We start from the raw sequence: 26,980 nt of genomic DNA, 5'->3' as shown, positions 1-26,980 counted from the left end.
GTTCTTTGAAGGTTACGCAACGCGCAGAAGTATATTTAAGGAGATAACTCTCTTAATCGTAACCTATTACCATAATGAGCAAATAACCTATGCTCATTTTCAATATCTTAAACCTTTTTCATAACTTCTATAAACCATTTCATGAACATTCCTAATAAGAGTACGGCCACCCCTCCCCCGACTGCGCAACCCAACACGTAGGACAACCCGAATCCTTCGGGAGCCACCAGTATATAGGTCGTACAGACAGCCGTCATGAACAATGCCGGAAACAGGGTCACATAAAACGTCTTTCCTTTCCGCGCAAGCCATACGGTAACCGCCCATAACGTAAAGATAGACAAAGTTTGATTAAACCACGCAAAATAGCGCCACAATATATCAAAGTTGATATTCATTAACACTGCGGCGATGACAAACAAAGGCAATGAAATCATCAAGCGGCGCAAAATAGTGTCTTGCCTGTAATGCAGGAAATCGGAGGCTATCAGGCGTGCGCACCGGAAGGCCGTGTCGCCCGAAGTTATGGGAGCCGCCACCACACCGAGTATCGCCAGCACGGCACCGGCCGTCCCCATCCAATCCTGGCAAATGGCATTGACCACAATGGCGGGATTGGATTTTCCCGACGGTGACATCAGTTCGGCCAACGCCTCATAACTGCCTGCAAACTTAATGGCCGCAGCCGCCCATATCAAAGCCACCACACCCTCGGTTATCATAGCACCGTAGAACACGCGCCGCCCCAATTTCTCGTTCTTCATGCAACGCGCCATCATCGGGCTTTGGGTGGCATGAAAACCGCTGATAGCCCCGCAGGCTATCGTAATGAAAAGCATGGGAAATATGGAAAGGTTCTTATCGGGATGATGGCTCTCGAAAGCCGACGTAATCTCGGGCATCCAACCGTCGTGGGTGAAAATGCCGACCAACACACCGACAGCCATAAACAACAAGGCCACACCGAAAAGGGGGTAGATACGTCCGATAAGGGTATCGATGGGCAACAAAGTAGCCAACACGTAATACACGAAAATCACAACGCTCCAAAACAAAGCGGAACCCCATGCGCCCCAGTCCCCGGTCATGGAAGCCAACAACCCGGCGGGCGTGGTGACAAATACCGTGCCGACCAAGACCATCAGAATCAGGGAAAAGACTCGCATCACCAGGCGGATGCCCGCCCCCAGTTCGTCGCCCACCACTTCGGGCAGACTGGCTCCGTCCTTCCGCAGGGAAATCATGCCGGACAGGTAGTCGTGCACCGCCCCGCCGAATATGCATCCGAACACAATCCACAAATAAGCCGCCGGCCCGTAAAGGATACCCAGAATCGCACCGAATATAGGTCCCGTCCCGGCAATGTTCAGAAACTGGATGAGATAGACTTTCCACGTAGGCATCGGTGTATAATCCACACCGTCGGCCATCGTATAACAAGGTGTCTTTCGGGAGGCATCCACCCCGAATACTCTTTCGACAAAGGCACCGTAGACGATATAGCCCAACACCAGTAGCACCAATGCCGTAGTGAATGTTATCATATCAGGTTATCAATTAAATCACGCAAAAATAATAAATTGTATCGTAAACCATGGCATTTGTCCCCGAAACTTTCATTTTATACCCCGAAAAGCTTAACTTTGCACCTGATAAAGCTGCATACACCTACATGAAAAGATATATCTTCTCCTTATATATATGTGTCACCGGCTGCCTGGCAGCAATGGCCACGCAACGTTTCGATTCACTCTCCTCCCCAAAACGGGAAACCCGAGCCGTGTGGTTGACCACGTTCAGCAGTTTGGACTGGCCGAAAAACAAAGCGGACTCCCCGGCCGGCATCAAGGCACAACAGGATGAACTGTGCCATATACTCGACCGGCTCAAAGAAGTGAACATCAACACCGTGCTGCTCCAGACCCGGGTGAGAGGAAGTGTCATCTACCCTTCGGCCATAGAGCCGTGGGATGGCTGCCTGACCGGCACCCCGGGACGTGCGCCGGGATACGACCCCTTGGCCTTTGCCATCCGAGAATGCCACAAACGAGGGATGGAGCTGCATGCGTGGCTTGTAGCCATACCTTGTTTCAAGGCATCCGCTGCCACACGCATGGGAAAACGTTCCGTACTGAAAACCCATCCCAAACTTTGCGTACGCCACGGAGACAGTTGGTATCTCGACCCAGGGCAACCGGGAACCGCCGACTATCTGGCTTCCCTCTGCCGTGAAATAGCAGCGAACTACGACGTGGACGGCATCCATTTCGACTATATCCGTTATCCGGAAAACGCGGTGAAATTCAACGACGCCGCCTCTTACCGCAAATACGGCAAGAGGCAAAACAAGGCAGACTGGCGCCGCAGCAACATGACCCGTTGTGTACGGGCGATGTACCGGGCCGTGAAAGCAGCCAAGCCCTGGGTCAAGGTCAGCTCCTCGCCCGTGGGCAAGTTCAGCGACCTGAGCCGCTATCCGTCCTATAACTGGAATGCCTACTCTGCCGTACATCAGGATGCACAGGGTTGGTTGCGTGAAGGAATACAAGACATGCTGTTCCCGATGATGTACTTCCGGGGCAATCATTTCTACCCTTTCGCCATCGACTGGAAAGAAAACGACTACGGCCGGCCGGTCGTCCCGGGATTGGGCATCTACTTCCTTAGTCCGGAAGAAAAGGACTGGCCGTTGGAGGATATTACCCGCGAGTTGTATTTCACACGCTCTTTAGACCTCGGGGGGCAGGCATTCTTCCGTTACGCGTATCTGAACGACAACCACAAAGGCTTGTTTGATTTCCTGAAAGACGTATATTACCCCTTCCCGGCCCTGCCATCGGCTTGTAACAGCCTGGACTGTATCCCGCCGGAACGTCCGGAAAATTTGCACAAAAGCCGGGAAGCGCAAACGTATGTGCTCCGATGGTCGCCGTCTGTCGATAACCGATGCGGAAAAGATGTGAGATACAACGTGTACGCTTCACGGACCTCTCCCGTGGACATCGCTTCCGCACGGAACCTTATCGCCGTGAATGTGGATTCTTGCAGCCTTCCCGTCAACGGGGAATTCTGCACCCTCAACGGCATCAGTTTCGCAGTAACGGCCATAGACCGTTTCGGAAATGAAAGCGAACCGGCACAGCTCCCGTCCGGATGGTCCGGCAGACCGGACTTCCCAAGGCGATTCCTTCCCCACGACTCGCAGACCTTGGACATCCCTGAACAGGACAGCCCTTACGTAGCGGTTGTAGATGCGTACGGGCGCATCGTCAGTACGGCACCTTACAGCCGCCGTGTCCGTATCGGGCATTTAGCCAAAGGGCTGTACGAAATCAGGACCTTGGCCAAGAAAGGACGCTCAAAGCACATCGGATATTTTATCAAATAAATTCGACCGTCTTATGAAAACAGTCAGACTTATCACCTGTGACGGAGCCTTTCAAGCCCGTTTGATTCAGGGGGCGTTGGAAAACGAAGGCATCGCCTCCGTCCTGCACAACGAAAACACGTCCAACATCCTGCGCGGATTCATTCCCACGATTTCCGGAGTGGATATTTTCGTGTATGAAGACGACTATGAACGTGCCATGGCCCTGCTCGAACGCAACCAGATGATACCGGAACAATTAAAATACTGTCCCTGCTGCCATTCGCCCCACATCAAGTTCGTATTGAAAAAGTCTCATAGTTTCAGGGCGTTCATGGCCGCCATATTCAGTATCCTGGCCGGCGCACCTCCGGGCACGACGCATTGGGAATATGTATGCAAAGACTGTGGGGCGCATTTTGAAACGCCCACAGCACGACAAAGGAAAGAGACACAAGACACCACCACACCCGACACAAAATGAACATCAGACCTGCACAATCCTCCGATATGCCCGGCATCATGGGCATATTCGACCACGCCCGAAAATTTATGAGGGCTAACGGCAACCCTCACCAATGGACAGACGGTTATCCTTCGGAAGAGCTCATAGAAACGGAAATCCGCCACGGACACTGCTTCGTCTGCGAAAACGAAACGGACGGCATGGTAGCCACATTTTGCTTTTCGGTGGGAAACGACCCTACCTATTCCCATATCGAAGGGAAATGGCTGAACGAGGCGCCATACGGTGTGATTCACCGCCTGGCATCCAACGGAAAGGCCAAAGGCGTCGCCCGGCAATGCATCGCATGGTGTTTTGCCCAGCACCACAATTTACGCGCAGACACCCACGCCGACAACCTCATCATGCAAAAGCTACTGAAGGCCAACGGATTCCATGAATGCGGCATCATCTACACCCGCGAGTCGCCGCGCATCGCTTATCAAAAGGTCACGGATGCCGCTCCATCCGGACTCCAAGCATAACGCCGCATATCCACGTTTCCGTTTCTTCTGAAAGCCACACCTTCGGCTTCCAACAATGCCTTCTGTTCCGGCCAGGACGGGACAAGCCGTCCACAGCCATTCACCACCCGGTGGCAGGGAAGGCCGAGCGCATCCGGTACGTTACGCAAAGCCCTACCGACCCAACGGGCATGTTGGGGAAAGCCGACCAAAACGGCAATTTGCTTATAGGTTGCCACCCGACCGACCGGAATCTCTTTCACGATGCCATACACATCCTGATAAAAAAGGGAAGCATCTACCATGCCATCTGCAACTGTTATCTGATATTATCTGATGTTTCACTCTCACAATAAAGTGTACGATACAGCATCCACGTCCCTGCTGTTCGTTCCCACCATGAAGGTGAAGTCGCCTTTCTCCACCACAAAATTCATCCGATTGTCGTAAAAGCCTAATTGCTCATCGGTAATATCAAACACGACCTCCTTGCCCTCTCCCGGCTTCAAGGCTATTTTCTCAAAGCCCTTCAGTTCTTTGACCGGACGGGTTATAGAGGCAGACTCATCCCTCACATACAATTGTACGACCTCCTCTCCCTCATAACGTCCAGTGTTCTTCACTTCCACTCTCACACGGGCGTGCACCTTCCCGCCATCGCCCGGAAGCACCTTTAGGGCCGAATACTCAAAAGTGGTATAAGACAGGCCGAACGCAAAAGGGAAGGCCGGTTCGGAAGGTATGTCAATGTACTTGGCACACCACCCGCTGCTCGCATAAGGACGTCCCGTACTCTTATATTGGTAATACAAAGGAAGCTGTCCCTGATGCGTAGGAAAGGTCATCGGCAATTTACCGGAAGGATTATAATCTCCCCACAACACGTTGCAAATGGCCGGTCCGGCCTCGCTACCCAACCACCACGTACACAAAATAGCCGGAGCCTGCTGACGCACCTCGTTGAAAATCACGGGGCGACCGCACATCATCAATACAATCACCGGCTTACCCGCCTTTACCAATTCCGTCACCAACCGCTGCTGCTGTTCCGGAATGGATATGTTTCCTTTAGAAGTCATCTCTCCACTTTCCCAAGCACGCTCGCCCATGGCCACGACAACAACATCAGCACGTCGGGCAGCCTTTAGCGTTCCTTTTAAATCCTTAATTTCATTACTTTCCAAATCATAGCCCTCGTGAAAGTCTACTTCCACACCACGCTTTTGCATGGCTTCGTAAAGTGTTACCACCTTACTCTCGTCGGCACACGTCCATGAGCCGCACATGTCTTTCTGCGACTTTGACAAACCACCAATCAACGCCACGCGCCTCACCGATGAAGCCAAAGGCAACACTGCCCCCTCGTTCTTGAGCAACACCACAGAGCGCTCTGCCATATAGCGTGCCTCCCGGCGCGACCGTTCCGACCCGATGACGGTACGCTCCCGTTCTTCATTGCAATAACGGAAAGGGTCGTCAAACAAACCCAACTTATATTTCTGTTCCAAAATACGGCGGACAGCATCGTCCAGCAAAGCCTCCGGCACTTTCTTTTCTCGAACCAAATCCGCCAAGTTCCGGGCATAACATTCCGACACCATCTCCATATCCAAACCTGCCGTGATGGCCTTGTTGGCGGCTTCCTTCTGATCCTTGGCATAACGATGGTTCACCATCTCTCCCACAGAACCCCAATCGGACACAACAAATCCTTGGAAACCCCACTTTTCTTTCAAGAGACCACGCAGCAAATCTTCGTTACCGGTACACGGGCGATTCTCGAAATCATTGAACGCACTCATGACCGTGCCCGCTCCGGCTTCTACACCAGCCTTGTAGGGCGGCATATAGAAATTGGCAAAATGCCCCCAAGACATGTCCACACTGTTATAATCCTTTCCGGCCACCGCCGCACCGTAACCCACAAAATGCTTGATACAAGCCAAAATCGTACTGTCGGCCGACAAGTCGTCACCTTGCAAACCACGTACACGGGCAGCGGCCACTTTGGCACCATAATACGGATCTTCGCCCGCCCCCTCCATGACACGTCCCCAACGGGCATCCCAACTGATATCCACCATCGGGGCAAACGTCCAATGCAGCCCGGCTGCCGCAGCCTCCCGTGCGGAACACCGCGCCCCCATCTTGATAGCCTCCAAATCGAAACTTGCCGCCTCAGCCAATGGCAACGGGAAGCCGGTGCGAAAACCATGTATCACATCCAATCCGAAAAGCAAAGGAATCTTCAAACGGGATTTCATCGCCGCTTCCTGATATTTACGGGTCTCTGCCGCACCGGACACGTTCAGCATGGAACCCAACAAACCTCTACTGATATCCGTCGTACGGCTCAACTGTGTATTATCCGGCCCCGTGGCAAAACCTCCTGCACACTGGCTCAACTGTCCAATCTTCTCTTCCAACGTCATCTTCTTCAAAAGGGAAGATACAAAACGGTTCATACTCTCATCATCCTCTGCCGCACGCAGCCCTGAAGGCCATAAAAGCCCAACACAACATATTGCATAAAAAAGAGTTTTCATATCATTTTGTCATTATATACACACTATCTATAAAAATATTGAAGAAAGAATGGTTCACCGTATTCCCACGAAAATAAAAATCTTTTTGTCCGTGATAAATTCATGTTTTACCCCCGTCCCTCCCTCCTTTGGGAAACACCCACAACGCCGCCCGGTAATGTACGGACGGGGACACCGGAGCCAACGGCAGATATCCCCTAAGCAACTTTCCTCCGGACAAGCGTAACGAGTGCGTTTCTTCACATCGGCAGTGCTCCGACCACAACCGCCCCGCTTCCTTCTCATAGTCTATCACAAAACGCGCTTCCGAAGAGGGAGCCAGGAAAGAAGCCAAATCGACAGAAACTTGTCCCATCGTGCGGCGCAAGTTGATTTCCACACAAGGATGCACACACAGGTATTCGGCCCCCGGTACACGGCACAACATCATATCCACACCCAGGTGGCCGCTGTAGCCGTTGCCCAACCAACCTGCCAAATATTGCGTAACGGCCCTTTTCAACGTCTGCCATAAAGGCAAAGGAACCCTATCGGTCAACCAACGCACCTTATCCTCTTCGGAAGCCACCCAATTCCCGGCATACGTGCCGCGTGCGGTGGTCAGGAAAACCGAAAGCCCTGTATACCTCACGATTCCGGTACCGTCGGCATAAAATTCCATGGCAAAATCCGACACCTTATCATATACAGGCTCTACGATTACCCCGCCTTGTTCACGAAGCTGACGCAGACACCAACCCGAAAGCGGCGGCGCATAACCTCCCCGCCCCAAACGCAAGCCCTTTCCGCTGCCCGACCACGGCGCCTTCAATAGGGTTTCGGGATATTGCCGCATCCTTCGGATGATGTCCTGTTCGCCGGTACAGTAATAAGAAACGCCACAAAGCCTATCCCTCCACTCCTGCCCCAAATCCGAATCGGGGCTGCATAAATAAGCCAACATGTCCACGGCATGACGGCGGTTCGACAGCTCACGGTAACGCGCCAAACGCGCTTCATCGGGCAAACGGCTTCTGTCCGCACCGCCCGTCAACAGACGTTGCACCATCAATGGGCTCCATCCCCAAGGGGCGACGTCGGCATCCGAAGGCAAGCCGTCGCGCCCGACCCATCTCACTTCCGGACAAATCCCGCCGGTTCCTTCCGCCCAACACCGGGCAACCTCCACCGAGTCCACGCACACGGCATCCCCCGTCTGCGCCCACCATACGGGCAACGCTGAAAGGTCGTCGGCCATCTTCCGTGCCGAAGCCGGGGGGATGAAATACGGACTGGGGCAGGCCAACGCCAGGTCGTTCTCGGGATTGAATATATGCAAGGTCATGGAGGAGAATGAAGAACAAGACCCGGACTTTTACTTCCCGGCCGGCAAAACGCCCTCCGAGGTCATCAGCACGCGCCGCATCGTGCCGTCGGCATTATAATATAAATAATCGGCACATACGCTCCGGCTGCACGATGTCCCACCCTTCAAGGCACCGTTGTGATAAAAAAAGTACCACCTGCCTTTATATTCCTGAATAGCCTGATGGTTTGAGCTGCTATTCCCGGCCCATTCGTTCAGAATGCCCTGATAAACCCAAGGCCCCTCTATATCGTCGGCCATGGCGTAAGCGATACGCTCGGGAAAACCGCTGGCATAAGATAGGTAATACTTATCACCGCGCTTGTGAATCCAAGGAGCTTCTTCAAACACAAACCCGTCAAAATTCACCTGACGGATTTTCCCTTCGATTTCAACCATGTTTTCCTTCAGCCGTGCATAATAGCATTCCCCGTTGCCCCAGAATATCCAAGCCTGCCCGTCGTCGTCAATCAAAACTGTCGGGTCGATGCAAGCCCACTGTTTCTGAGACGCGAAACAATCGGCCACGGTCAACAAGGGTTTGCCCAACGCATCTTTATAAGGGCCTTCCGGACGGTCGGACACAGCCACCCCGATGCCCGTATGGTCGGTACTGACATACCAGTAAAACTTCCCGTTCCTTTCCACCACCTGCGAAGCGTATGCAATTCCCGAAGACCACTTGAACTCGTCCGCGCGCAACGGTACGGGATATTCCCGATAGTGTTCTAAATCCGTCGTAGCGAACACGCACCAATTCTCCATGTGCGTACGTTGCTGGTTGCCCTCAAAATCTTCGCCCGCAAAAATCCAAAGCGTATCCTTATAAACCAGGGTTGCCGGGTCGGCTGTATATTTATGCCGCACCACGGGATTTCCTTCCGCTTTCCATTCATATACTTGCGCCCGTACGGCTGAAAGCAGCCAAAAGGATGCCAAAAATACAGAAATAAGTCTCATTTTTCGAATTGTTTTTTAATTCCACATTTAAAATTATCCGACAAATATAACGCTTTACTTCCACTCCACCTATAATCTGCCCTACATTTCACCCCACAAACACTTCCCCGCCCCCCATTATCGCAAAATCCGCCTTTTTGAAACCAATCTTCCATTACATGCAACAAGAGAAACAGTCCTTCCTGAAAAAAGAGCCTACTTTTGCCCTGTCAAATATCAAACATCAATCAAAGAAACATGAGAAAAAACGTTCTTATCTTAGCTTGCATCTCCATCTTGTCTTTCACAAGTTGCACTTCACAAAAAACGCAGGACTACACCGCCTATCTGTTTGCTTACTTTGAAGGTTCGGGCGAACTGATGGCACAAGAACAACTGAGATTTGCTGTGAGTGCGGATGCCGTACACTGGAAAGCCCTGAACGGGAACCGCCCCGTCATCCCATCGGACGAAATATCCCAAACGGGGGGCATACGCGACCCGCACATCCTGCGCGGAGAAGACGGGCATACCTTTTATATCACGGCCACAGACATGTTCACCCGAAAGAACGGTTGGGAATACAATCCCGGCATCGTCTTGCTCAAATCCGGCAACCTGACCGATTGGACACACGGCATCGTCGACTTGGAAAAATCCTATCCCGAGAAGTTCGCCCACATCAAATGGGTGTGGGCACCCCAAACCATTTACGATTCCGAAGCACGGAAATACTTAGTCTACTTCACCGTACGCTTCGAATACGACACCGCCCTCAATTTCTATTGCGCATACGCCAACGAAGATTTCACGGCATTTGAAAATGAGCCCCAACTAATGTTCGCCCCCAAATACGGTGCCATAGACGGCGACATCATCCATAAAGACGACACCTATCATTTCTTCTATAAAGGAAACACCAAAGACCGGAACGGCAAAGAACTGAAAAGCGGCATACAGCAAGCCACGGCCCCGTCATTGCGCGGCCCGTGGAAAGAACATTTCGCATATCTCGACGCGTATGCCGGAACCCGCACGCACGTGGAAGGCTCCAGCATATTCAAACTGAACGATTCGGACGAATACATCCTGATGTACGACCTTTACAGCAGCGGACGCTATGAATTCCAACGCAGCAAGGACCTCATCCATTTCAGTTCCAAACCGGAAACCTTCGTCAAAGACTTCCATCCGCGCCATGGTTCCGTCATCGGCATCACCCGCGAAGAGGCCACCCGTCTGGACCAAAGATGGGGAGGAGCTCCAGAAGAAGCCAAACAGTAAAAAACCAAATCCATTACCTAATCTCCATTTCAGATGCGGCAAACGGCAAAATCCTTTCCCTTTAGGACGTACCCGTTTGCCGCTTAAAAAGTCCTTCCGACAAGCGGAATAAGAAGCACAGGAAACTTTCCTAATAAACAAATGAAAGGACATACCCCCTTTTTACCGACAAAACGTAAGTCCCACGGACTTTCTCCGAATGAGACGCTCTATGTGCCGGCTACGTTCCATGTTGTTTTCACCCCCTTTTTCAGATACATAAATTCACATTTCAACCTTGTTTTTAGACTTTTTTCAGCTTAAACGCATTTCAATCACAGCCGAATGATTTTTCGTTCGGCTGAGAAAACATTTTTTTTGTCCTCGTGATGGGGCATCCTTCTCCGCATGCGAGTGGAGAAAAGCCCTGAAAACAGAAAAAAAAATATGCCCACATGGCTCGTTTTTCTCCTAAACGAGACGCGTCGGACTGCAAAAAACGAATGACAGGATGCCCTACGGAGTCCGTTTCATGCTTCCACGAATCCCGCCCCCGCACGCACGTCGTGCCTGCATGCCGTGCATCTTGAAAGCCCGACAGGCCGAAGGGAGTTCAAAATGTCATCCCCCCGGCGCGCGAGAATCGCGTATTTCCGCACTTCCCCGCCTTCAGCCCCAAATGACGCATTCCTACAAGGCCGAAATTGACAATTTGACAATCTGCATGCTTCGAATAAGAAAATGAAGAAAAAACAAAGATTTTGCCAACCCGACTTTGCACTTTTGCGGTTTTACACTATCTTTGCATATTGTATCAAGCACCAAAGGATGGAGTCTTTTTTCAGAACACATGCGTACCTTGTGGAGCACACCCACGCTCCTGTCCGTCGCGCCCTCATGGACGAGATAGACTGGAACGACCGTCTGATTGGCATTAAAGGTACACGCGGAGTAGGAAAGACCACTTTCCTCCTGCAATATGCCAAAGAACACTTCCACGTGGAAGACCGGAAATGCCTCTACATCAATCTGAACAATTTCTATTTTCAGGGCAAGGGCATTGCCGAATTCGCCACAGAGTTCTACGAAGGCGGAGGAAAAGTATTGCTGATCGACCAGGTGTTCAAACAACCGGACTGGAGCACGGACCTGCGCAAATGCTACGACACGCTGCCGGGGCTGAAAATCGTATTCACCGGTTCGTCCGTCATGCGGCTGAAGACGGAAAACCCGGAACTGAACGGCCTGGTGAAATCATACAACCTGAGAGGTTTCTCTTTCCGCGAGTTTCTCAACTTGCAGACGGGCAACGACTTCCCGTCTTATACGCTCGACGAAATCCTGAACCGTCATGAACAAATCGTACGCAGCATCCTGCCTAAAGCCAGTCCGCTGAAGTTCTTCCAAGACTATCTGCACCACGGTTTCTACCCGTTCTTCTTAGAAAAGCGGAATTTCTCCGAAAACCTGCTCAAGACCATGAACATGATGCTCGAAGTGGACATCTTGCTCATCAAACAAATAGAGCTGAAATATTTGGCGAAAATCAAAAAATTACTATATTTGCTCGCGATAGACAGCCCGGTGGCTCCCAACGTCAGCCAGTTGGCAGAGGACATCCACACGTCGCGGGCCACGGTAATGAACTACATCAAGTATCTGGCCGACGCACGGCTCATCAACATGATTTATCCGAAAGGGGAAACCTTTCCCAAAAAACCGGCCCGGATCATGATGCACAACAGCAACTTGATGTACGTCATCTACCCGTGCCGCTTGGAAGAGCAGGACATCCTGGAGACTTTCTTCCAAAACACGATGTGGAAAGACCATAAACTGAACAAGGGGGAAAAGGGTACTTCGTTCCTGGTGGACGAAAACCTGAAGTTCAAAATCTGCCCCAACGAAGAACGACGGCGGAACGCCGAAACGATATATGCCCGGCATAAGATAGAAATAGGGCACGGGAACGAAATACCGATATGGTTGTTCGGATTCCTATATTAAGTTGAATATAAAGAAATTGTAGTTTAATCTCGTAATATTAATCATTATTATGGCAAAAGAAAAAAAGTTTATCACTTGTGATGGTAACCAGGCCGCAGCGCATATCTCGTATATGTTCTCGGAAGTTGCAGCCATCTACCCCATCACCCCGTCGTCGACCATGGCAGAATACGTGGACGAATGGGCAGCACAGGGCCGTAAGAACATCTTCGGCGAAACAGTGTTGGTACAAGAAATGCAGTCGGAAGGCGGTGCCGCCGGAGCCGTCCACGGTTCGTTGCAGGCCGGTGCGCTGACCACGACTTACACGGCATCCCAAGGTTTGTTGCTGATGATTCCGAACATGTACAAGATTGCAGGCGAACTGCTGCCTTGCGTGTTCCACGTGTCGGCCCGTACCTTGGCTTCTCATTCACTGTGTATCTTCGGCGACCATCAGGACGTCATGTCTTGCCGTCAGACCGGTTTCGCCATGTTGTGCGAAGGTTCCGTACAGGAAGTGATGGATTTGGCCGGCGTGGCACACTTGTCTACCATCAAGAGCCGCGTGCCGTTCCTGAACTTCTTCGACGGATTCCGTACGTCTCACGAAATCCAGAAGATTGAAATGCTGGAGAACGACGACCTCGCTCCCTTGGTAGACCAGGAGGCTTTGAAGGAATTCCGCAGCCGTGCCTTGTCGCCCGAACATCCGGTGGCACGCGGTATGGCCGAAAACCCCGACACGTTCTTCACTCACCGTGAATCTTGCAATAATTACTACGACGCAGTTCCCGCCATCGTAGAGGACTACATGAACAAGGTGTCTGAAATCACCGGCCGCAAGTACGGCTTGTTCTCTTACTACGGTGCCGCAGACGCTGAACGCGTCATCATCGCCATGGGGTCCGTAACCGAAGCCATCCGCGAAACCATCGACTACCTGACCGCACAGGGCGAAAAGGTGGGCTTGGTAGCCGTTCACCTGTACCGTCCGTTCTCGGCCAAACATTTCTTGGCTGCCGTTCCGGCCACAGCCAAGACTATTGCCGTACTGGACCGCACGAAAGAACCGGGTGCCAACGGCGAACCGCTGTATCTGGATGTGAAAGAATGCTTCTACGGCAAGGAAAACGCCCCGGTTATCGTAGGCGGACGTTATGGTCTCGGGTCTAACGACACGACTCCGGCACAAATCTTGTCCGTGTACGAGAATCTGGCTCTTCCGGAACCGAAAAACCAGTTCACCCTCGGCATCGTGGACGACGTGACGTTCACTTCGCTTCCTCAGAAAGAAGAGGTGGCCATGGGCGGCGAAGGCATGTTCGAAGCCAAGTTCTACGGCTTGGGTGCCGACGGTACGGTGGGTGCCAACAAGAACTCCGTGAAGATTATCGGCGACAACACCAACAAGCACTGCCAGGCTTACTTCTCTTACGACTCTAAGAAGTCCGGTGGTTTCACGTGCTCTCACTTGCGTTTCGGAGATTCTCCCATCCGCTCCACTTACTTGGTGAACACGCCTAACTTCGTGGCTTGCCACGTTCAGGCTTATCTCCACATGTACGATGTGACCCGTGGATTGAAGAAGAACGGTACGTTCTTGCTCAACACCATCTGGGAAGGCGAGGAACTGGCCAAGAACCTGCCGAACAAGGTAAAGGCTTACTTTGCCAAGAACAATATTAAGGTATATTACATCAACGCCACCAAGATTGCACAGGAAATCGGGTTGGGCAACCGTACCAACACCATCCTCCAGTCTGCATTCTTCCGTATCACCGGCGTAATCCCGGTAGACCTCGCTGTTGAACAAATGAAGAAGTTCATCGTGAAGTCCTACGGCAAGAAGGGTGAAGACGTGGTGAACAAGAACTATGCTGCCGTAGACCGTGGCGGTGAATACAAGGAACTGGCCGTAGACCCGGCATGGGCCACACTCGAAGCCGATGCTGCTCCGGCCAACAACGACCCTGCATTCATCAATGAAGTGGTACGCCCCATCAACGCACAGGACGGCGACTTGCTGAAAGTTTCCGCATTCAAGGGCATCGAGGACGGTACTTGGCCGCAAGGTACGGCCGCATACGAGAAACGCGGTGTGGCAGCCTTCGTCCCGACATGGAACCCCGACAACTGTATCCAGTGCAACAAGTGCGCATACGTTTGTCCCCACGCTGCCATCCGTCCGTTCGTCCTTGATGCTGAGGAAATGAAGGGCTTCAACGCTCCGGTCATCGAAATGAAGGCTCCGGCAGCCATGAAAGGCATGAATTTCCGCATCCAGGTGAGCGTGATGGACTGCTTGGGTTGTGGCAACTGTGCCGACGTATGTCCGGGCAACCCGAAATTGGGCAAGGCGCTTACAATGGTTCCGTTGGAACAGGAACTCGATGAAGCTCCGAATTGGGAATACTGCGTGAAGAACGTGAAGAGCAAACAAGACTTGGTAGACATCAAGAGCAACGTGAAGAACTCGCAGTTCGCACAGCCGTTGTTCGAGTTCTCCGGTGCATGTTCTGGTTGCGGTGAAACTCCGTACGTGAAGTTGATTTCACAACTGTTCGGCGACCGTGAAATCGTAGCCAACGCCACCGGTTGTTCTTCCATCTACTCCGGTTCCATTCCTTCTACGCCTTATACGACCAACGCCAAAGGTCAAGGTCCGGCATGGGCCAACTCTTTGTTCGAGGACTTCTGCGAATTCGGCCTCGGTATGGCATTGGCCAACAAGAAGATGCGTGCACGTATCGAAGAGCTTCTCAAGGGTGCCATCGCTGCCGATGAGACTCCGGCCGACTTCAAGGCTGCCGCTCAGGAATGGCTCGAAGGCAAGGACGACGCAGATGCCAGCAAGGCCGCTGCCGAAAAACTCGTCCCGATGATCGAGGCAGGCAAGGCTGCCGGTTGCCCGGCTTGCGCCAAACTGTCCGAACTGGCACACTATTTGGTAAAACGCAGCCAGTGGATTATCGGTGGCGACGGTGCCTCTTACGATATCGGCTACGGTGGTCTGGACCACGTCATCGCTTCGGGTGAAGATGTCAATATCCTCGTATTGGATACCGAAGTATATTCCAATACCGGTGGTCAGTCCTCCAAGGCAACCCCGCTCGGAGCCATTGCCAAGTTTGCCGCTTCCGGCAAGCGCGTACGCAAGAAAGACTTGGGTATGATTGCCACCACTTACGGTTACGTGTACGTGGCACAGATTGCCATGGGAGCCGACCAGGCACAGTGCCTGAAGGCCATCCGCGAAGCCGAGGCTTATCCCGGCCCGTCCATCATCATCGCTTACGCTCCTTGTATCAATCACGGTTTGAAGAAGGGCATGGGCAAGTCGCAGGCAGAGGAAGAAGCAGCCGTGAAGTGCGGTTACTGGCACTTGTGGCGTTTCAACCCGGCTTTGGAAGCCGAAGGCAAGAACCCGTTCTCGCTCGACTCCAAAGAGCCTGACTGGGATGCTTTCCAGGATTACCTGAAAGGCGAAGTCCGCTTTGCTTCCGTCATGAAGCAATACCCGGCTGAAGCCGCCGACCTCTTCAACGCTTGCGAGGATATGGCCAAGAAGCGTTACCAGAGCTACGTGCGCATGACCAAGATGGATTGGAGCGAATAATAACGAAAAGTACTTCTTTAATAGAATTCAAAAGAAAAGATGCACCTGTGAAGAGTGCATCTTTTCTTGTTTATGGCAATTCTCCGAAATCAGATTAGAATGCTTTTCCGCTTACATGCCGGTATACAGCCTCCGAAATATCGGCTATAACCCGGGCCGTGGCCTGTTCGCTTTCTTCCGAATCGCGGACCAACACGGCAATACTGTAACGATGCCCGTCCGGAAGGAAAACAAAACCGATATCGTTTGTCCCGATAATCTGTCCCTTTCCGTTACGGTCGCCCGTACCAGTCTTGTGCCCGATGACCGCCTTCGTACCGGCAAGCGGTGCCGGCAGACGGTCGCGCCCCGTCTGGCAGGAAATCATGGTTTGCTCTATGAAATCCCGGTATGCTCCCTTAGCCGCCTTACCCGAAACCAACCATTCCAACAGGCGTACCGCCTCTAACGGAGTCGTCCAATTCCGGTAACAATCCGCCAGATTGCGGTGCATATCGTCCTCCGTGACTTCAATGGCAAAATCCCGCAAGCCCATGCTGCGTAAATACTCATCCGTAGCAGCCGGGCCTCCGAACACCCGGAAAAGAATGTCGCAGGCATTGTTGTCGCTCAGGTGCAAAGTATACTTCAAAAGCTCGCCCACGGAAAGAGACAGGTTTCCGTCCGGATACTTGTCCCGTAACGGACTGTACGTATCCGTGTGCAAATCGTCCGGCCGGACATGCACCAACGTATCGAAAGAAACGCCACGCTGCCCGCAAGCGTCAGCCACGGCCAAAGCCTGATGGAACTTGAATACGCTCATCATGGGATAGCGCACGTCATTGTTCACCGTCAGCGTGTCCCTCCCGTCCAATATGACGGCTATTCCGACTTGCGCTTTCTTGTCTGCCACCATACGGCGCAACTGTTCCTGCAAATCTCCCCACCCGGCCTGCAATGCCAACACCGGAGAGAGGCACAAAACGCCCGCCCATATCGTACGTATCCGTCTTTTCATCTGCCTTCCCCTTTTGCTCTTTACTCCAGGCCTTGTTCTTTCAACCGCAAACGAATCAAGTCCAAATGGGACATGTATCCGCTGAAAGTCACGGATATATCCTCTTTATGCACTTTCAACACCGCCAACAGGGCTTTCACCGTACGGGGAAGGTCGGAAGTAGTGGTTGCCTCGTTCAACCGCAACGTCGCGGGAAGGCGGTCCATCCGCTCTTCAAACCAACGCGTCAGCTCGTCCACTTCCTGTTTCGTATATGCCGGTTTATAAATATGCGGATTCTTTTCCACCGCAGGCTTCTGTTCTTGCTCTTCTGTCATCTTTCGTTATTCATTAAAAATACACGTTCCTAAAACCGTCTCGGCACAAGCATATCCTTCTTCGTACAAGGCCGTCAGTTTCCCTATATTGTCTTCAAGACGGTCCACCTCGAGTTTTTCAAGCGGACGCACCACCAGAATCTTTCCTTCATCCTCAAGTTGCTCTATCAGCTCCAACTGGCGGTTATAACATTCGCACCTGTGGCTGAGCGCCACCCGCAGACGGGGAAAACGGCGATAAATAAAAGAAGGAATACGGATGTCCCGGCCCGTCTTGCGATAGCCTCGGTTGCGCGTCAGCACGACTACGTTGCGTTCATAACCGAGCGACATCGCCCGCTCCACCGGTATGGAATCCACGATTCCACCATCCAACATCGGCTCCCGGTCTACCATGACCACGGGACAAACGTATGGCAAGCTGCTAGAAGCTTTGGCTATCCGTATCAGCCGGTTATAATTCTCTTTCTCCGACAAATAATTGGCACGCCCCGTCAGGCAATTGGTGGTCACCATCTCGAACACCCCGGGATTGGCCCGGTAAGCCTCGAAATCGTAAGGCACGATGCGCTCCGGGAAATCCTTGTACAGCAGTTCTTGGTTCAGTATGCTATGTTGCGTCCACAAAAAACGCATACCGATATATTTGTATTTTTTAAGCATGTCGATATTACTGTACTTCGCCCGCCCGCGTTGGCGGCTCATATAGGACAAGCCATTGCACGCCCCTGCCGACACGGCCACCGTGTAGGGAAAATCAACGTGATGGTCGAGTAGCCAGTCCAACACCCCGCAGGTAAAAACTCCGCGCATGCCCCCTCCTTCCAACACTAAACCCGTATGCTTGCCTATCTCCATAATTATTCCTAATTTACGAGTAAAGTTAATGAAAATCCCAAATGAAATCAGTATTTTTGCATACTTTATTAAATGTTTCATCTTTAAACTACGTTTATGTTATTTGACAAAGAAACATATATGGCCCGACGCGACCGGCTGCAACGTCAGGTGAAAGAAGGCTTGATATTGCTTTTCGGGAACAACGATGCACCGTCCAATTATCCGGCCAACGCATACAAATACCGGCAAGACAGTAGTTTTCTTTATTTTTACGGACAGCACCGCGAAGGACTCGTGGGGGTAATCGACATAGACAACCACAAGGAATACCTGATTGGCAACGATATTGACATCGAAGACATCGTATGGTTCGGTGACGTGGACAGTGTGGCCGACCTTGCTGCACAAAGCGGCGTGGAACACAGTGCCCCGATGAGCCGTCTGGAGGAATTGGTAAGAAAAGCCCGAAGCCAAGGACGGAAAATCCACTTCCTGCCTCCTTACCGCCACGACCTGATGATCCAACTCATGGACCTGACAGGCATACATCCTTCACGGCAACGCGAGGAAGCATCGTTGGAACTCATCATGGCGGTCATCGACCAACGGGCTGTGAAAACGCCGGCCGAAATAAAGGAAATCGAGCGGGCCTGCGCCATCGGCCATGAGATGCACACGACGGCCATGCGCCTTTGCCGCCCCGGAGTGAGCGAACAATACATCGCGGGCACCATCAGCGGTATTGCCTCGGCCAAAGGTTGCATGACCAGTTTCCCCACCATTCTTTCCATGCACGGGGAAATCATGCACGGCTACCCTTCTACACGCCCTTTGGAAGACGGACGGCTGATGCTTTGCGACGCAGGAGCGGAAACCAACGAGAACTATTGCTCGGACAATACGCGCACCACTCCCATCAACGGCAGGTTTACCTCCCGCCAACGGGATATTTACAGCATCGTGGAGGCTTGCCATGACCACGTACTGGACATCGCACGCCCCGGCATCAAATGGTGGGACGTGCACATGAGTGTAGCCCGCCTCATGACCGGCCGCCTGAAAGAACTCGGCCTGATGAGAGGCGACACGGAAGAAGCCGTACGCAACGGAGCGCACGCCATGTTCTTCCCGCACGGCCTGGGACACATGATGGGCATGGACGTGCACGACATGGAAGGATTGGGGCAACGGTATGTGGGCTTCGACGACGAAGTGCAGCCGTCCACGCAATTCGGCACGAACTGCCTGCGCTGCGGACGCCGTTTGCAAGAAGGTTGGGTCATGACCGACGAACCGGGCATTTATTTCATCCCGGCCCTGATTGATGAATGGAAAAGCAAAGGAATCAACAAGGATTTCATCAATTTCGACCTTCTGGAAACCTACAAGGATTTCGGGGGCATCCGCATAGAAGATGACATCCTGATTACAGCAAACGGTTGCCGCATGTTGGGACATGAACGCATCCCGTACCATATAGAAGACGTGGAAGAGTTTATGGCACAAAGGACTAATTAATGTATCACTAAAATATCCGAAATGAAAAAACAACTTTTATTTATCGCATGTGCTTGCCTGTCACTGGGCGTATCGGCCAAGAAACACGTGGAAAAAGCCGACACCGGTTTCGTCTTTACCACGGTGAAAGAAAACCCTATCACTTCCATCAAGAACCAGAACCAAAGCGGTACGTGCTGGTGCTTCAGCACGCTGTCTTTTTTCGAATCCGAACTGCTCCGCATGGGAAAAGGCGAACATGACCTTTGCGAAATGTTCGTCGTACACAAAACGATGGAAGACCGTGCCGCCCAAACCGTCCGCACGCACGGCGATGTCTCGTTCGCGCAAGGAGGAAGTTTCTACGACGTGATCTACTGCATGCAGAATTACGGTATCGTACCGCAAGAAGCCATGCCGGAGCCGGGTACGCTTTACGGCGACACACTGCCCAACCACAATGAGGTGGACCTCGTAGCCACAGCCTTCGTAGATGCTTTGGCCACGAGCAACCTGAAAAAACTGTCTCCCGTATGGAAACAGGCTTTTTGCGGTATCTATGATGCCTACTTGGGCAAATGCCCCGAGAAATTCACTTACAAAGGCAAGGAATACACTCCGCAAAGCTACATGCAGTCGTTGGGCCTGGACATGGACGATTACGTGTCCCTGACTTCTTATACCCATCATCCGTTCTACAAACCTTTTGTCATCGAAGTACAAGACAACTGGCGTTGGTCGCAATCCTACAACTTGCCAATCGACGAATTGATGGAGGTATTCGACTATGCCATTAACAACGGGTTTACCATCGCGTGGGGTTCGGACGTGAGCGAGACAGGCTTCACACGCAACGGTATCGCCGTGATGCCGGACGTGAAGCAGGCAGAAGACTTGGTAGGTTCAGACGCAGCCCGTTGGCTCGGATTGAGCAACAACAGCAAACGTGCGGAAATCGTCAAGAAACTGACTTCCAAACCGCTTCCGGAGGTTAAAGTCACTCAGGAAATGCGCCAGACGGCTTACGACAACTGGGAAACGACGGATGACCATGGCATGCAGATTTACGGTATCGCCAAAGACCAAAACGGAAAAGAATACTACATGGTGAAGAACTCGTGGGGCAATGCCGGAACTTACAAAGGCATCTGGTACGCTTCGAAAGCATTCGTTGCCTACAAAACCATGAATATCGTAGTGAACAAAAATGCCATCCCCGAACCAATCCGGAAAAAATTGGGGCTGAATTAAAAAAGACAGAGGAACAACCGCTTTCTCATAAAGAGAGTAAAAAGCTACCGCAGTTTTCCAAAAAAGATGGGGAAACTGCGGTTTTCTTATATTTTTTTCCTACTTTTACATGAATAACCGTGTGGCCACGTGACAAGCCTCACGCCCGGAGATAGCATAAAAAGGAAAAAAATACATATAATGAACTATAAATGGAAATTAGAACCTCCTACACCGGAAAAACAGGAAGCGGCTGAGAGATTGGCCAAAGAGCTGAACATCAGCCCCATTCTCGGTCGTCTCTTGATAGAACGCAATATCACGACGGTGGCGGATGCCAAGAAATTCTTCCGTCCCTCGCTCACAGGGCTGTACGACCCGTTCATGTTTACCGATATGGACAGGGCCGTAGAGCGCCTGAACAAAGCTTTGGGACGCAAGGAGAGAATCATGGTTTATGGAGATTATGACGTAGACGGCTGCACGGCTGTAGCATTGGTCTACAAGTTCCTGCAACAATATTATTCCAATATCGACTATTATATCCCCGACCGTTACGAAGAAGGGTATGGCGTGTCGGTCAAAGGAATCGACTATGCATACGAAAGCGAGGTCAAACTGATTATCGTGCTCGACTGCGGCATCAAGGCCGTAGATGAGATTGCATACGCCAAAGAAAAGGGTATCGACTTCATTATCTGCGACCACCACGTACCGGACGAAATCCTTCCGCCGGCCGTGGCGATTCTGAATGCCAAACGATTCAACTCAACTTATCCCTATCCCCATTTGTCCGGCTGCGGCGTAGGTTTCAAATTCATGCAAGCTTTCGCACAAAGCAACGGCATCGAGTTCAGCCAACTTATCCCGTTATTGGACCTTTGTGCCGTCAGCATTGCGTCGGACATCGTACCGATTATGGGAGAAAACCGAATCCTGGCCTACCACGGCCTACGGCAACTGAATGCCAACCCGAGCATCGGGCTAAAGGCCATCATCGACGTATGCGGCTTGTCGGAACGGGAGCTGACCATCAGTGACATCATCTTCAAAATCGGACCGCGTATCAATGCTTCGGGACGCATACAAAACGGAAAAGAGGCCGTGGCGTTGCTTGTGGAAAAAGACTATCAGACAGCGCATGAAATGGCGGAACAAATCAACCGCTACAACGACATGCGCAAAGGCTTGGACAAGTCTATGACGGAGGAAGCAAACGGTATCGTAGAGAAACTGGACAAACAAAGCGAACAAAAATCCATCGTCATTTACAACGAAGAGTGGCACAAGGGGGTTATCGGCATCGTAGCCTCACGCCTGACGGAAATCTATTACCGGCCTTCGGTCGTACTGACCCGCACGGACAATCTGGCCACGGGTTCGGCGCGTTCCGTCTCGGGATTCGATGTCTACAAGGCTATCGAAAGTTGCCGGGACTTATTGGAGAATTTCGGAGGACATACGTATGCTGCGGGCTTGTCCATGAAAGTGGAAAACGTACCGGAATTCCACCGGCGTTTCGAAGCTTACGTGGAAACACATATCCTGCCGGAACAGACTTCGGCCATATTGAACATCGACGCGCAAATAGACTTCAAGGACATCACGCGCAAATTCCACCATGACCTTAAAAAGTTCAACCCTTTCGGACCGGACAATACGAAACCGCTGTTCTGCACGCAACATGTATATGACTACGGAACGAGCAAGGTCGTAGGACGCGAACAAGAACATATCAAATTGGAATTGGTGGACAACAAGAGCAACAACGTCATGAACGGCATCGCTTTCGGGCAAAGTTCACAGGCCCGTTACATCAAGACCAAACGTTCTTTCGATATTTGCTACACTATCGAAGAAAACACACATAAACGGGGCGAAGTGCAACTTCAGATAGAGGACATCCGCCCCTCCGGTAAAGAATAAGCTTCACAAGATCCTCGCATGGAAGACGTTTATCTGTCCATATTGAAAAAGTATTGGGGGTATGACGGGTTTCGCGGCATACAGCGGGAAATCATAGAAAGTATCGGAAACGGACGGGATACTTTGGGGCTTATGCCAACCGGTGGCGGCAAGTCCATTACATTTCAAGTGCCTGCGCTTAGCCGTGAAGGCATTTGTATCGTGGTCACTCCGCTTATCGCTTTGATGAAAGACCAGGTACGTAACTTGCGCGGAAGAGGCATCAAGGCTGCTGCCGTCTATTCCGGACTGTCACGTGAGGAAATCCTCGTTACGCTGGAGAACTGCATTTTCGGCAATTATAAGTTCCTCTATGTATCCCCCGAACGGTTAGCCTCGGATATCTTCCTCGCAAAGGTGCGCCACATGCCCGTGAGTTTCCTTACGGTGGACGAGGCGCACTGCATCTCCCAATGGGGATATGACTTCCGGCCTTCGTACACCCGGATTGCGGAAATCCGTAAAATCCTGCCGGACATTCCGGTTCTTGCCCTAACGGCCACGGCTACGCCCGAAGTGGTCAAGGACATCCAACGCCAGTTGGCCTTCAGGGAAGAGAATGCTTTCCGTATGAGTTTTGAGCGGAAAAATCTGGCTTACATTGTCCGGCATACAGAAGACAAGTTTGGGGAACTCATCCATATTCTGAATAGTACGAAGGGAGCGGCCATCGTATATACCAGAAGCCGACGGAATACCCGGGAAACCACGGAGAAATTACAAGCAGCCGGTATGTCCGCGACCTTTTACCATGCCGGACTGAACGATGCGGAAAAAGACCTTCGCCAACATCAATGGCAAGAGGACAAAATACGGATTATGGTAGCGACCAATGCTTTTGGCATGGGAATCGACAAGCCGGATGTACGTTTGGTCATCCATCTCGACCTGCCGGACTCCATAGAGGCTTACTTCCAGGAGGCGGGGCGGGCCGGACGTGACGGTGCACAGGCTTACGCAGTACTGCTATACCAAAGACACGACCGTACACGCTTGATGAAACGTATCCCCGATACTTTTCCGGACAAGGATGCCATACGGGATGTGTACGAACACATTTGTTATTATTACCAGATGGCCATGGGAGACGGTTACAACGTAACCCGCGAATTCGACTTAGACGAATTCTGCCGTAACTTCAAACACTTTCCGGTCCAGACCGACAGTGCGCTACATTTATTGGAACGGGCAGGCTATATCGAATATACGGAAGAACAAGACAACGCCTCCCGCATACACTTTCTGCTCCGCCGCGACGAGCTATACCGCATTCATGAACTCGAGGCAGAACAGGAACAACTCATCCAATGGGTTTTACGCAGCTATGGAGGCGTGTTCAGCGATTATGTCTTTATGGACGAACGGCGTATTGCGGCTTTATCCGGGCTGACCACAGACCAGGTTTACCATGGACTGTTGGCACTTGGCAGGGCCAGAATCCTCCATTACATCCCCCGCAAAAAAACGCCTTATATCACCTTCTCTTGTAAACGCATCGAAAAGGAACGTATCGTATTCCCTCCTTCCGTGTACGACGAACGCAAGAAAAATTTTAAAGAGCGGATTGAGTCCATGTTATACTATGCAGAAGAGGCTGACTTTTGCCGTAGCAAAGTCCTTTTGCACTATTTCGGTGAAAAAGACGCACCCCCCTGCGAACAATGTGACGTTTGCCGGAAACGGAAATCTCATCCGCATACGGATGCTACGGACAAACAAATCATCGCACTTATACTGGAGACTTTAAAGGACGGCCAAAAGCACAGTGTGTCGGAAATGACTTTCCCGGGCATTCCCCGTGAAAAGACAGCACAGCTTCTGCACCAAATGATTGAGGAAGAAACCGTACGTATTCAAAATGGCGTATTGTTTCTTCCTCATCCCTGAGAATCTCGTTCCTCAACGTATATGGAATACACTTGCTATTTAATGGCTACTTTCACCGTACGTTTTGTTTCTTCTTCCATCCAAGTAAGAATATAAATACCCTTTCTAAAAGAAGACAAATCTGCTGTCTGGCTTATTCTAAACTGCATGACACATTCACCATTTGCCGCATAAATGGAAGCATGCCCGTCTATTTGCTTCATGTCATTGGACTCAAAATGCAACTGTTTTGTGTCCGGATTATACAATACCCAATACTGACTCTCGCGACCAGACGATTCCACTGAGGTCTCCCCTTTTGCTTCATCTTTCTCAATACGCCATTGCCGGGTATCTTTCAAACTGTTCTCCGAATCATTGGTCCAACTTAACACACTATTTCCATTTTCCGCAGAACCTCCCGCATTATTTATAGCCAATTGGGTCAGCCTATTGACCAATATGTAAGTGTTGCCTGTATTTACCGGTACAAAACTCCATTGTTGACGGTGTTGGGAACTACGCGGTTTACGTAACTCCAACTGTGTTCCTGTTTTATAAATTTCTCCTTCTTTCACGGCACAGTCGTACAATGCCAAGCCGCTTTCACGATTGATTATCTGATAGTATTCCCCTACCGCCAGAATCTCCCACTGTTGGGTTTCTCGCTCACGAGCCGGCGACCATGTACATACTTTATCCCCTTCGCTGTCTAAAACATCAATGGCATTGCCTGTACCTTTATTAAAAAGACGATAATAAAATCCCGTATCCAACGTAAACTCCGGAGTAGGTTCTTCCATGCTCCCCATCTCTTCCGCTGCTTTGGCAAAAGTATTCGTCAAATATGCGCAATGCGTATGCAGAAATGATTTTAAATAATCTACCCCCTCCTGATATGTACTAAAAAGCACAATCTCATTATAGTCCCGCCGGTCGATAGGCCACTTCTGGAAATTCATGGCTTGCGAACGGTCTATAACCACAGACATACTGTCGATATAATCCATGACGTGCTCTTCTATCCCACGTGCCAGATACTCCTTCCACGTCCGATTTATCAACTGTACGAACCAAGGATCTTTCCACATTTGTAATACCCACTTCTGTGTCAAGTCTCCTCCAAAACCTTTATTTATCATCAAGCTCTCTGATACATCTCCCACGCGGTTGCAATTATTGAAAGCAATATCGTAATCCCATAAAGGTCCCCAATAGAATTTCTGGTCATCTTTCTTCTTGTACATATAGGTACTCCAGAAACCGTCCACATTACCGGTCAACTCTGTTGAAATATACCAACTGGCCAAAGTCAAGGAATCCACATAAGGACGATATCCCTTTTCCGGATCTGCAAAATCCGAAGAAAACAAGGCATCTTCGAACAATTGCATGTGGTTCTTAATATACTCTATTTGTCTAGGAATAATCACCTCTTCATCCGGAGATTTTACCGTTACCAACACATTACGTTTCGTTTTATAATGTACAGGTTCAGCCGCACCAAAACCATCAACCTCCAAAAAGTATCCACCGGTTATATTAGCACCCTCCGTAGGAATCTCATCCTGTTCATCAATATCCACACGCTTCTTTCTTACTTCCATTTGGTCGGATAGTTGGTAATTACCCAAATATGTACCGTTCAGTATCAAATCCACAAACTGGGCACCGGCCGTAAAAGGCTGTCCGGCAAAATCTCCGATACAGGCAGCCACAGCATTACGAAGCAAAGTTTTATCTGCAAAATTAGCCAACAGTGTCCAACTCTTCGCCTTTGCCCGTTCCGGCCCCATGAATTCCTGCTTTTCGGCAAACTTTATCCTATAAGGTTTCTTATCCAAATTCCAAGTAGAATTTCCACGTCCCCTAACACCTAATGCATCGTACGTCTTCACGCCATTACTGTCTACATAATGCAACACGGCATCCACATAGTCTTCTTTGCTCACTATAGGTCGGCCGCCTTCCGTCTCGATATAAATAGTGGGCAAATCTGTCTGCTGCACGTATTCCTGTGCCTGAAGCTGGAATGTACAGGAGAACAACATCAAAAATAAGCTTAAACTAAGTATTTTTCTTTTCATATCAAATAGATTTATGGTTTCTGCGTGTAAAGGTAATACTTTTTCGTGAGACTTTAAACTCTTAAGCAAAAAAACAAGCGAAAGTCACTTCCAAATTCAATGTAACACCGTCTTTACGCCTTGAGATGGAATGGAAGCAAGTGA

General features: G+C 50.9%; 19 protein-coding genes. 10 read left to right on the top strand and 9 right to left on the bottom strand.

Annotated features, from left to right (window positions below; translation table 11 throughout):
- Positions 1–107: 107 nt before the first annotated feature.
- A complete protein-coding gene (locus AC5RDV_RS12900; protein ID WP_282748277.1) occupies positions 108–1,544 on the bottom strand; it encodes a carbon starvation CstA family protein in 1,437 nt (478 codons plus the stop codon).
- 50 nt (positions 1,545–1,594) lie between these two features.
- Here AC5RDV_RS12900 and AC5RDV_RS12895 point away from each other — a divergent pair, with 50 nt between their 5' ends.
- The 3 genes from AC5RDV_RS12895 to AC5RDV_RS12885 are packed head-to-tail and all read left to right on the top strand — an operon-like array spanning position 1,595 to position 4,357.
- On the top strand, positions 1,595–3,388 hold the full coding sequence (locus AC5RDV_RS12895) for a glycoside hydrolase family 10-like protein (protein ID WP_428388749.1): 1,794 nt from the start codon (positions 1,595–1,597) through the stop codon (positions 3,386–3,388).
- Between the two features lie 13 nt (positions 3,389–3,401).
- A complete protein-coding gene (locus tag AC5RDV_RS12890; RefSeq protein ID WP_276787336.1) occupies positions 3,402–3,851 on the top strand; it encodes a putative signal transducing protein in 450 nt (149 codons plus the stop codon).
- Positions 3,848–4,357 (top strand): GNAT family N-acetyltransferase, encoded by a 510-nt coding sequence (locus AC5RDV_RS12885; RefSeq protein WP_008624180.1) that lies wholly within the window; start codon positions 3,848–3,850, stop codon positions 4,355–4,357. Before AC5RDV_RS12890 ends, AC5RDV_RS12885 begins: the two co-directional genes overlap by 4 nt.
- Here the strand turns inward: AC5RDV_RS12885 and AC5RDV_RS12880 are convergent.
- The 4 genes from AC5RDV_RS12880 to AC5RDV_RS12865 all read right to left on the bottom strand — a co-directional run bounded on the left by AC5RDV_RS12880 (position 4,315) and on the right by AC5RDV_RS12865 (position 9,187).
- Positions 4,315–4,641 carry an MGMT family protein gene (locus tag AC5RDV_RS12880; protein ID WP_008624181.1) on the bottom strand — a complete coding sequence of 109 codons (327 nt, stop codon included), beginning with the start codon at positions 4,639–4,641 and terminating at the stop codon, positions 4,315–4,317. The two genes, AC5RDV_RS12885 and AC5RDV_RS12880, sit on opposite strands and share 43 nt — an antisense overlap.
- Before the next feature lie 42 nt (positions 4,642–4,683).
- Positions 4,684–6,882: a glycoside hydrolase family 3 N-terminal domain-containing protein gene (locus AC5RDV_RS12875; protein ID WP_008624182.1), complete on the bottom strand. Its 2,199-nt coding sequence runs from the start codon at positions 6,880–6,882 to the stop codon at positions 4,684–4,686.
- A 100-nt stretch (positions 6,883–6,982) separates the two neighbouring features.
- Positions 6,983–8,206: a hypothetical protein gene (locus AC5RDV_RS12870; protein WP_282748279.1), complete on the bottom strand. Its 1,224-nt coding sequence runs from the start codon at positions 8,204–8,206 to the stop codon at positions 6,983–6,985.
- A gap of 30 nt (positions 8,207–8,236) precedes the next feature.
- The gene (locus tag AC5RDV_RS12865) at positions 8,237–9,187 is read right to left on the bottom strand and encodes a glycoside hydrolase family 43 protein (protein ID WP_130894154.1); all 951 of its coding nucleotides are present in this window, start codon (positions 9,185–9,187) and stop codon (positions 8,237–8,239) included.
- A 237-nt stretch (positions 9,188–9,424) separates the two neighbouring features.
- Between AC5RDV_RS12865 and AC5RDV_RS12860 the strand changes: the two genes are divergently transcribed.
- The 3 genes from AC5RDV_RS12860 (at position 9,425) to nifJ (ending at position 16,034) form a co-directional block, all read left to right on the top strand.
- Positions 9,425–10,450 carry a glycoside hydrolase family 43 protein gene (locus AC5RDV_RS12860; RefSeq protein WP_282748280.1) on the top strand — a complete coding sequence of 342 codons (1,026 nt, stop codon included), beginning with the start codon at positions 9,425–9,427 and terminating at the stop codon, positions 10,448–10,450.
- A gap of 807 nt (positions 10,451–11,257) precedes the next feature.
- The gene (locus AC5RDV_RS12855; protein ID WP_040602426.1) at positions 11,258–12,436 is read left to right on the top strand and encodes an ATP-binding protein; all 1,179 of its coding nucleotides are present in this window, start codon (positions 11,258–11,260) and stop codon (positions 12,434–12,436) included.
- Between the two features lie 49 nt (positions 12,437–12,485).
- A complete protein-coding gene (gene nifJ, locus AC5RDV_RS12850) occupies positions 12,486–16,034 on the top strand; it encodes a pyruvate:ferredoxin (flavodoxin) oxidoreductase (protein WP_282748281.1) in 3,549 nt (1,182 codons plus the stop codon).
- 94 nt (positions 16,035–16,128) lie between these two features.
- Here the strand turns inward: nifJ and bla are convergent, their stop codons facing one another.
- From bla to AC5RDV_RS12835, 3 genes are read right to left on the bottom strand one after another with little or no spacing between them, the layout of a single operon-like run.
- Positions 16,129–17,034 carry a class A beta-lactamase, subclass A2 gene (gene bla / locus AC5RDV_RS12845; protein WP_282748282.1) on the bottom strand — a complete coding sequence of 302 codons (906 nt, stop codon included), beginning with the start codon at positions 17,032–17,034 and terminating at the stop codon, positions 16,129–16,131.
- A 20-nt stretch (positions 17,035–17,054) separates the two neighbouring features.
- On the bottom strand, positions 17,055–17,351 hold the full coding sequence (locus tag AC5RDV_RS12840; RefSeq protein ID WP_282748283.1) for a DUF6965 family protein: 297 nt from the start codon (positions 17,349–17,351) through the stop codon (positions 17,055–17,057).
- A gap of 6 nt (positions 17,352–17,357) precedes the next feature.
- Positions 17,358–18,209, bottom strand: coding sequence for a patatin-like phospholipase family protein (locus tag AC5RDV_RS12835; protein ID WP_282748288.1), 852 nt, complete (start codon positions 18,207–18,209; stop codon positions 17,358–17,360).
- A gap of 96 nt (positions 18,210–18,305) precedes the next feature.
- On the opposite strand from AC5RDV_RS12835, the gene AC5RDV_RS12830 reads away from it, so the two are divergent.
- From AC5RDV_RS12830 to AC5RDV_RS12815, 4 genes are all read left to right on the top strand, one after another.
- Positions 18,306–19,709 carry an aminopeptidase P family protein gene (locus AC5RDV_RS12830; RefSeq protein WP_282748284.1) on the top strand — a complete coding sequence of 468 codons (1,404 nt, stop codon included), beginning with the start codon at positions 18,306–18,308 and terminating at the stop codon, positions 19,707–19,709.
- A gap of 21 nt (positions 19,710–19,730) precedes the next feature.
- Positions 19,731–20,939, top strand: coding sequence for a C1 family peptidase (locus AC5RDV_RS12825; protein WP_282748285.1), 1,209 nt, complete (start codon positions 19,731–19,733; stop codon positions 20,937–20,939).
- Positions 20,940–21,119: 180 nt separating this feature from the next.
- A complete protein-coding gene (gene recJ / locus AC5RDV_RS12820; RefSeq protein WP_130894144.1) occupies positions 21,120–22,844 on the top strand; it encodes a single-stranded-DNA-specific exonuclease RecJ in 1,725 nt (574 codons plus the stop codon).
- Between the two features lie 18 nt (positions 22,845–22,862).
- Entirely contained in the window at positions 22,863–24,770 is a 1,908-nt protein-coding gene (locus AC5RDV_RS12815) for a RecQ family ATP-dependent DNA helicase (protein WP_282748286.1), read from the top strand.
- Between the two features lie 35 nt (positions 24,771–24,805).
- Here the strand turns inward: AC5RDV_RS12815 and AC5RDV_RS12810 are convergent, their stop codons facing one another.
- Complete coding sequence (locus AC5RDV_RS12810) at positions 24,806–26,836, bottom strand: CotH kinase family protein (protein ID WP_282748287.1); 2,031 nt, start codon at positions 26,834–26,836, stop codon at positions 24,806–24,808.
- Between the last annotated feature and the right edge of the window lie 144 nt (positions 26,837–26,980).

Source organism: Paraprevotella sp. (genome assembly GCF_986071375.1).
This window is presented reverse-complemented; position numbering and strand designations above follow the sequence as displayed.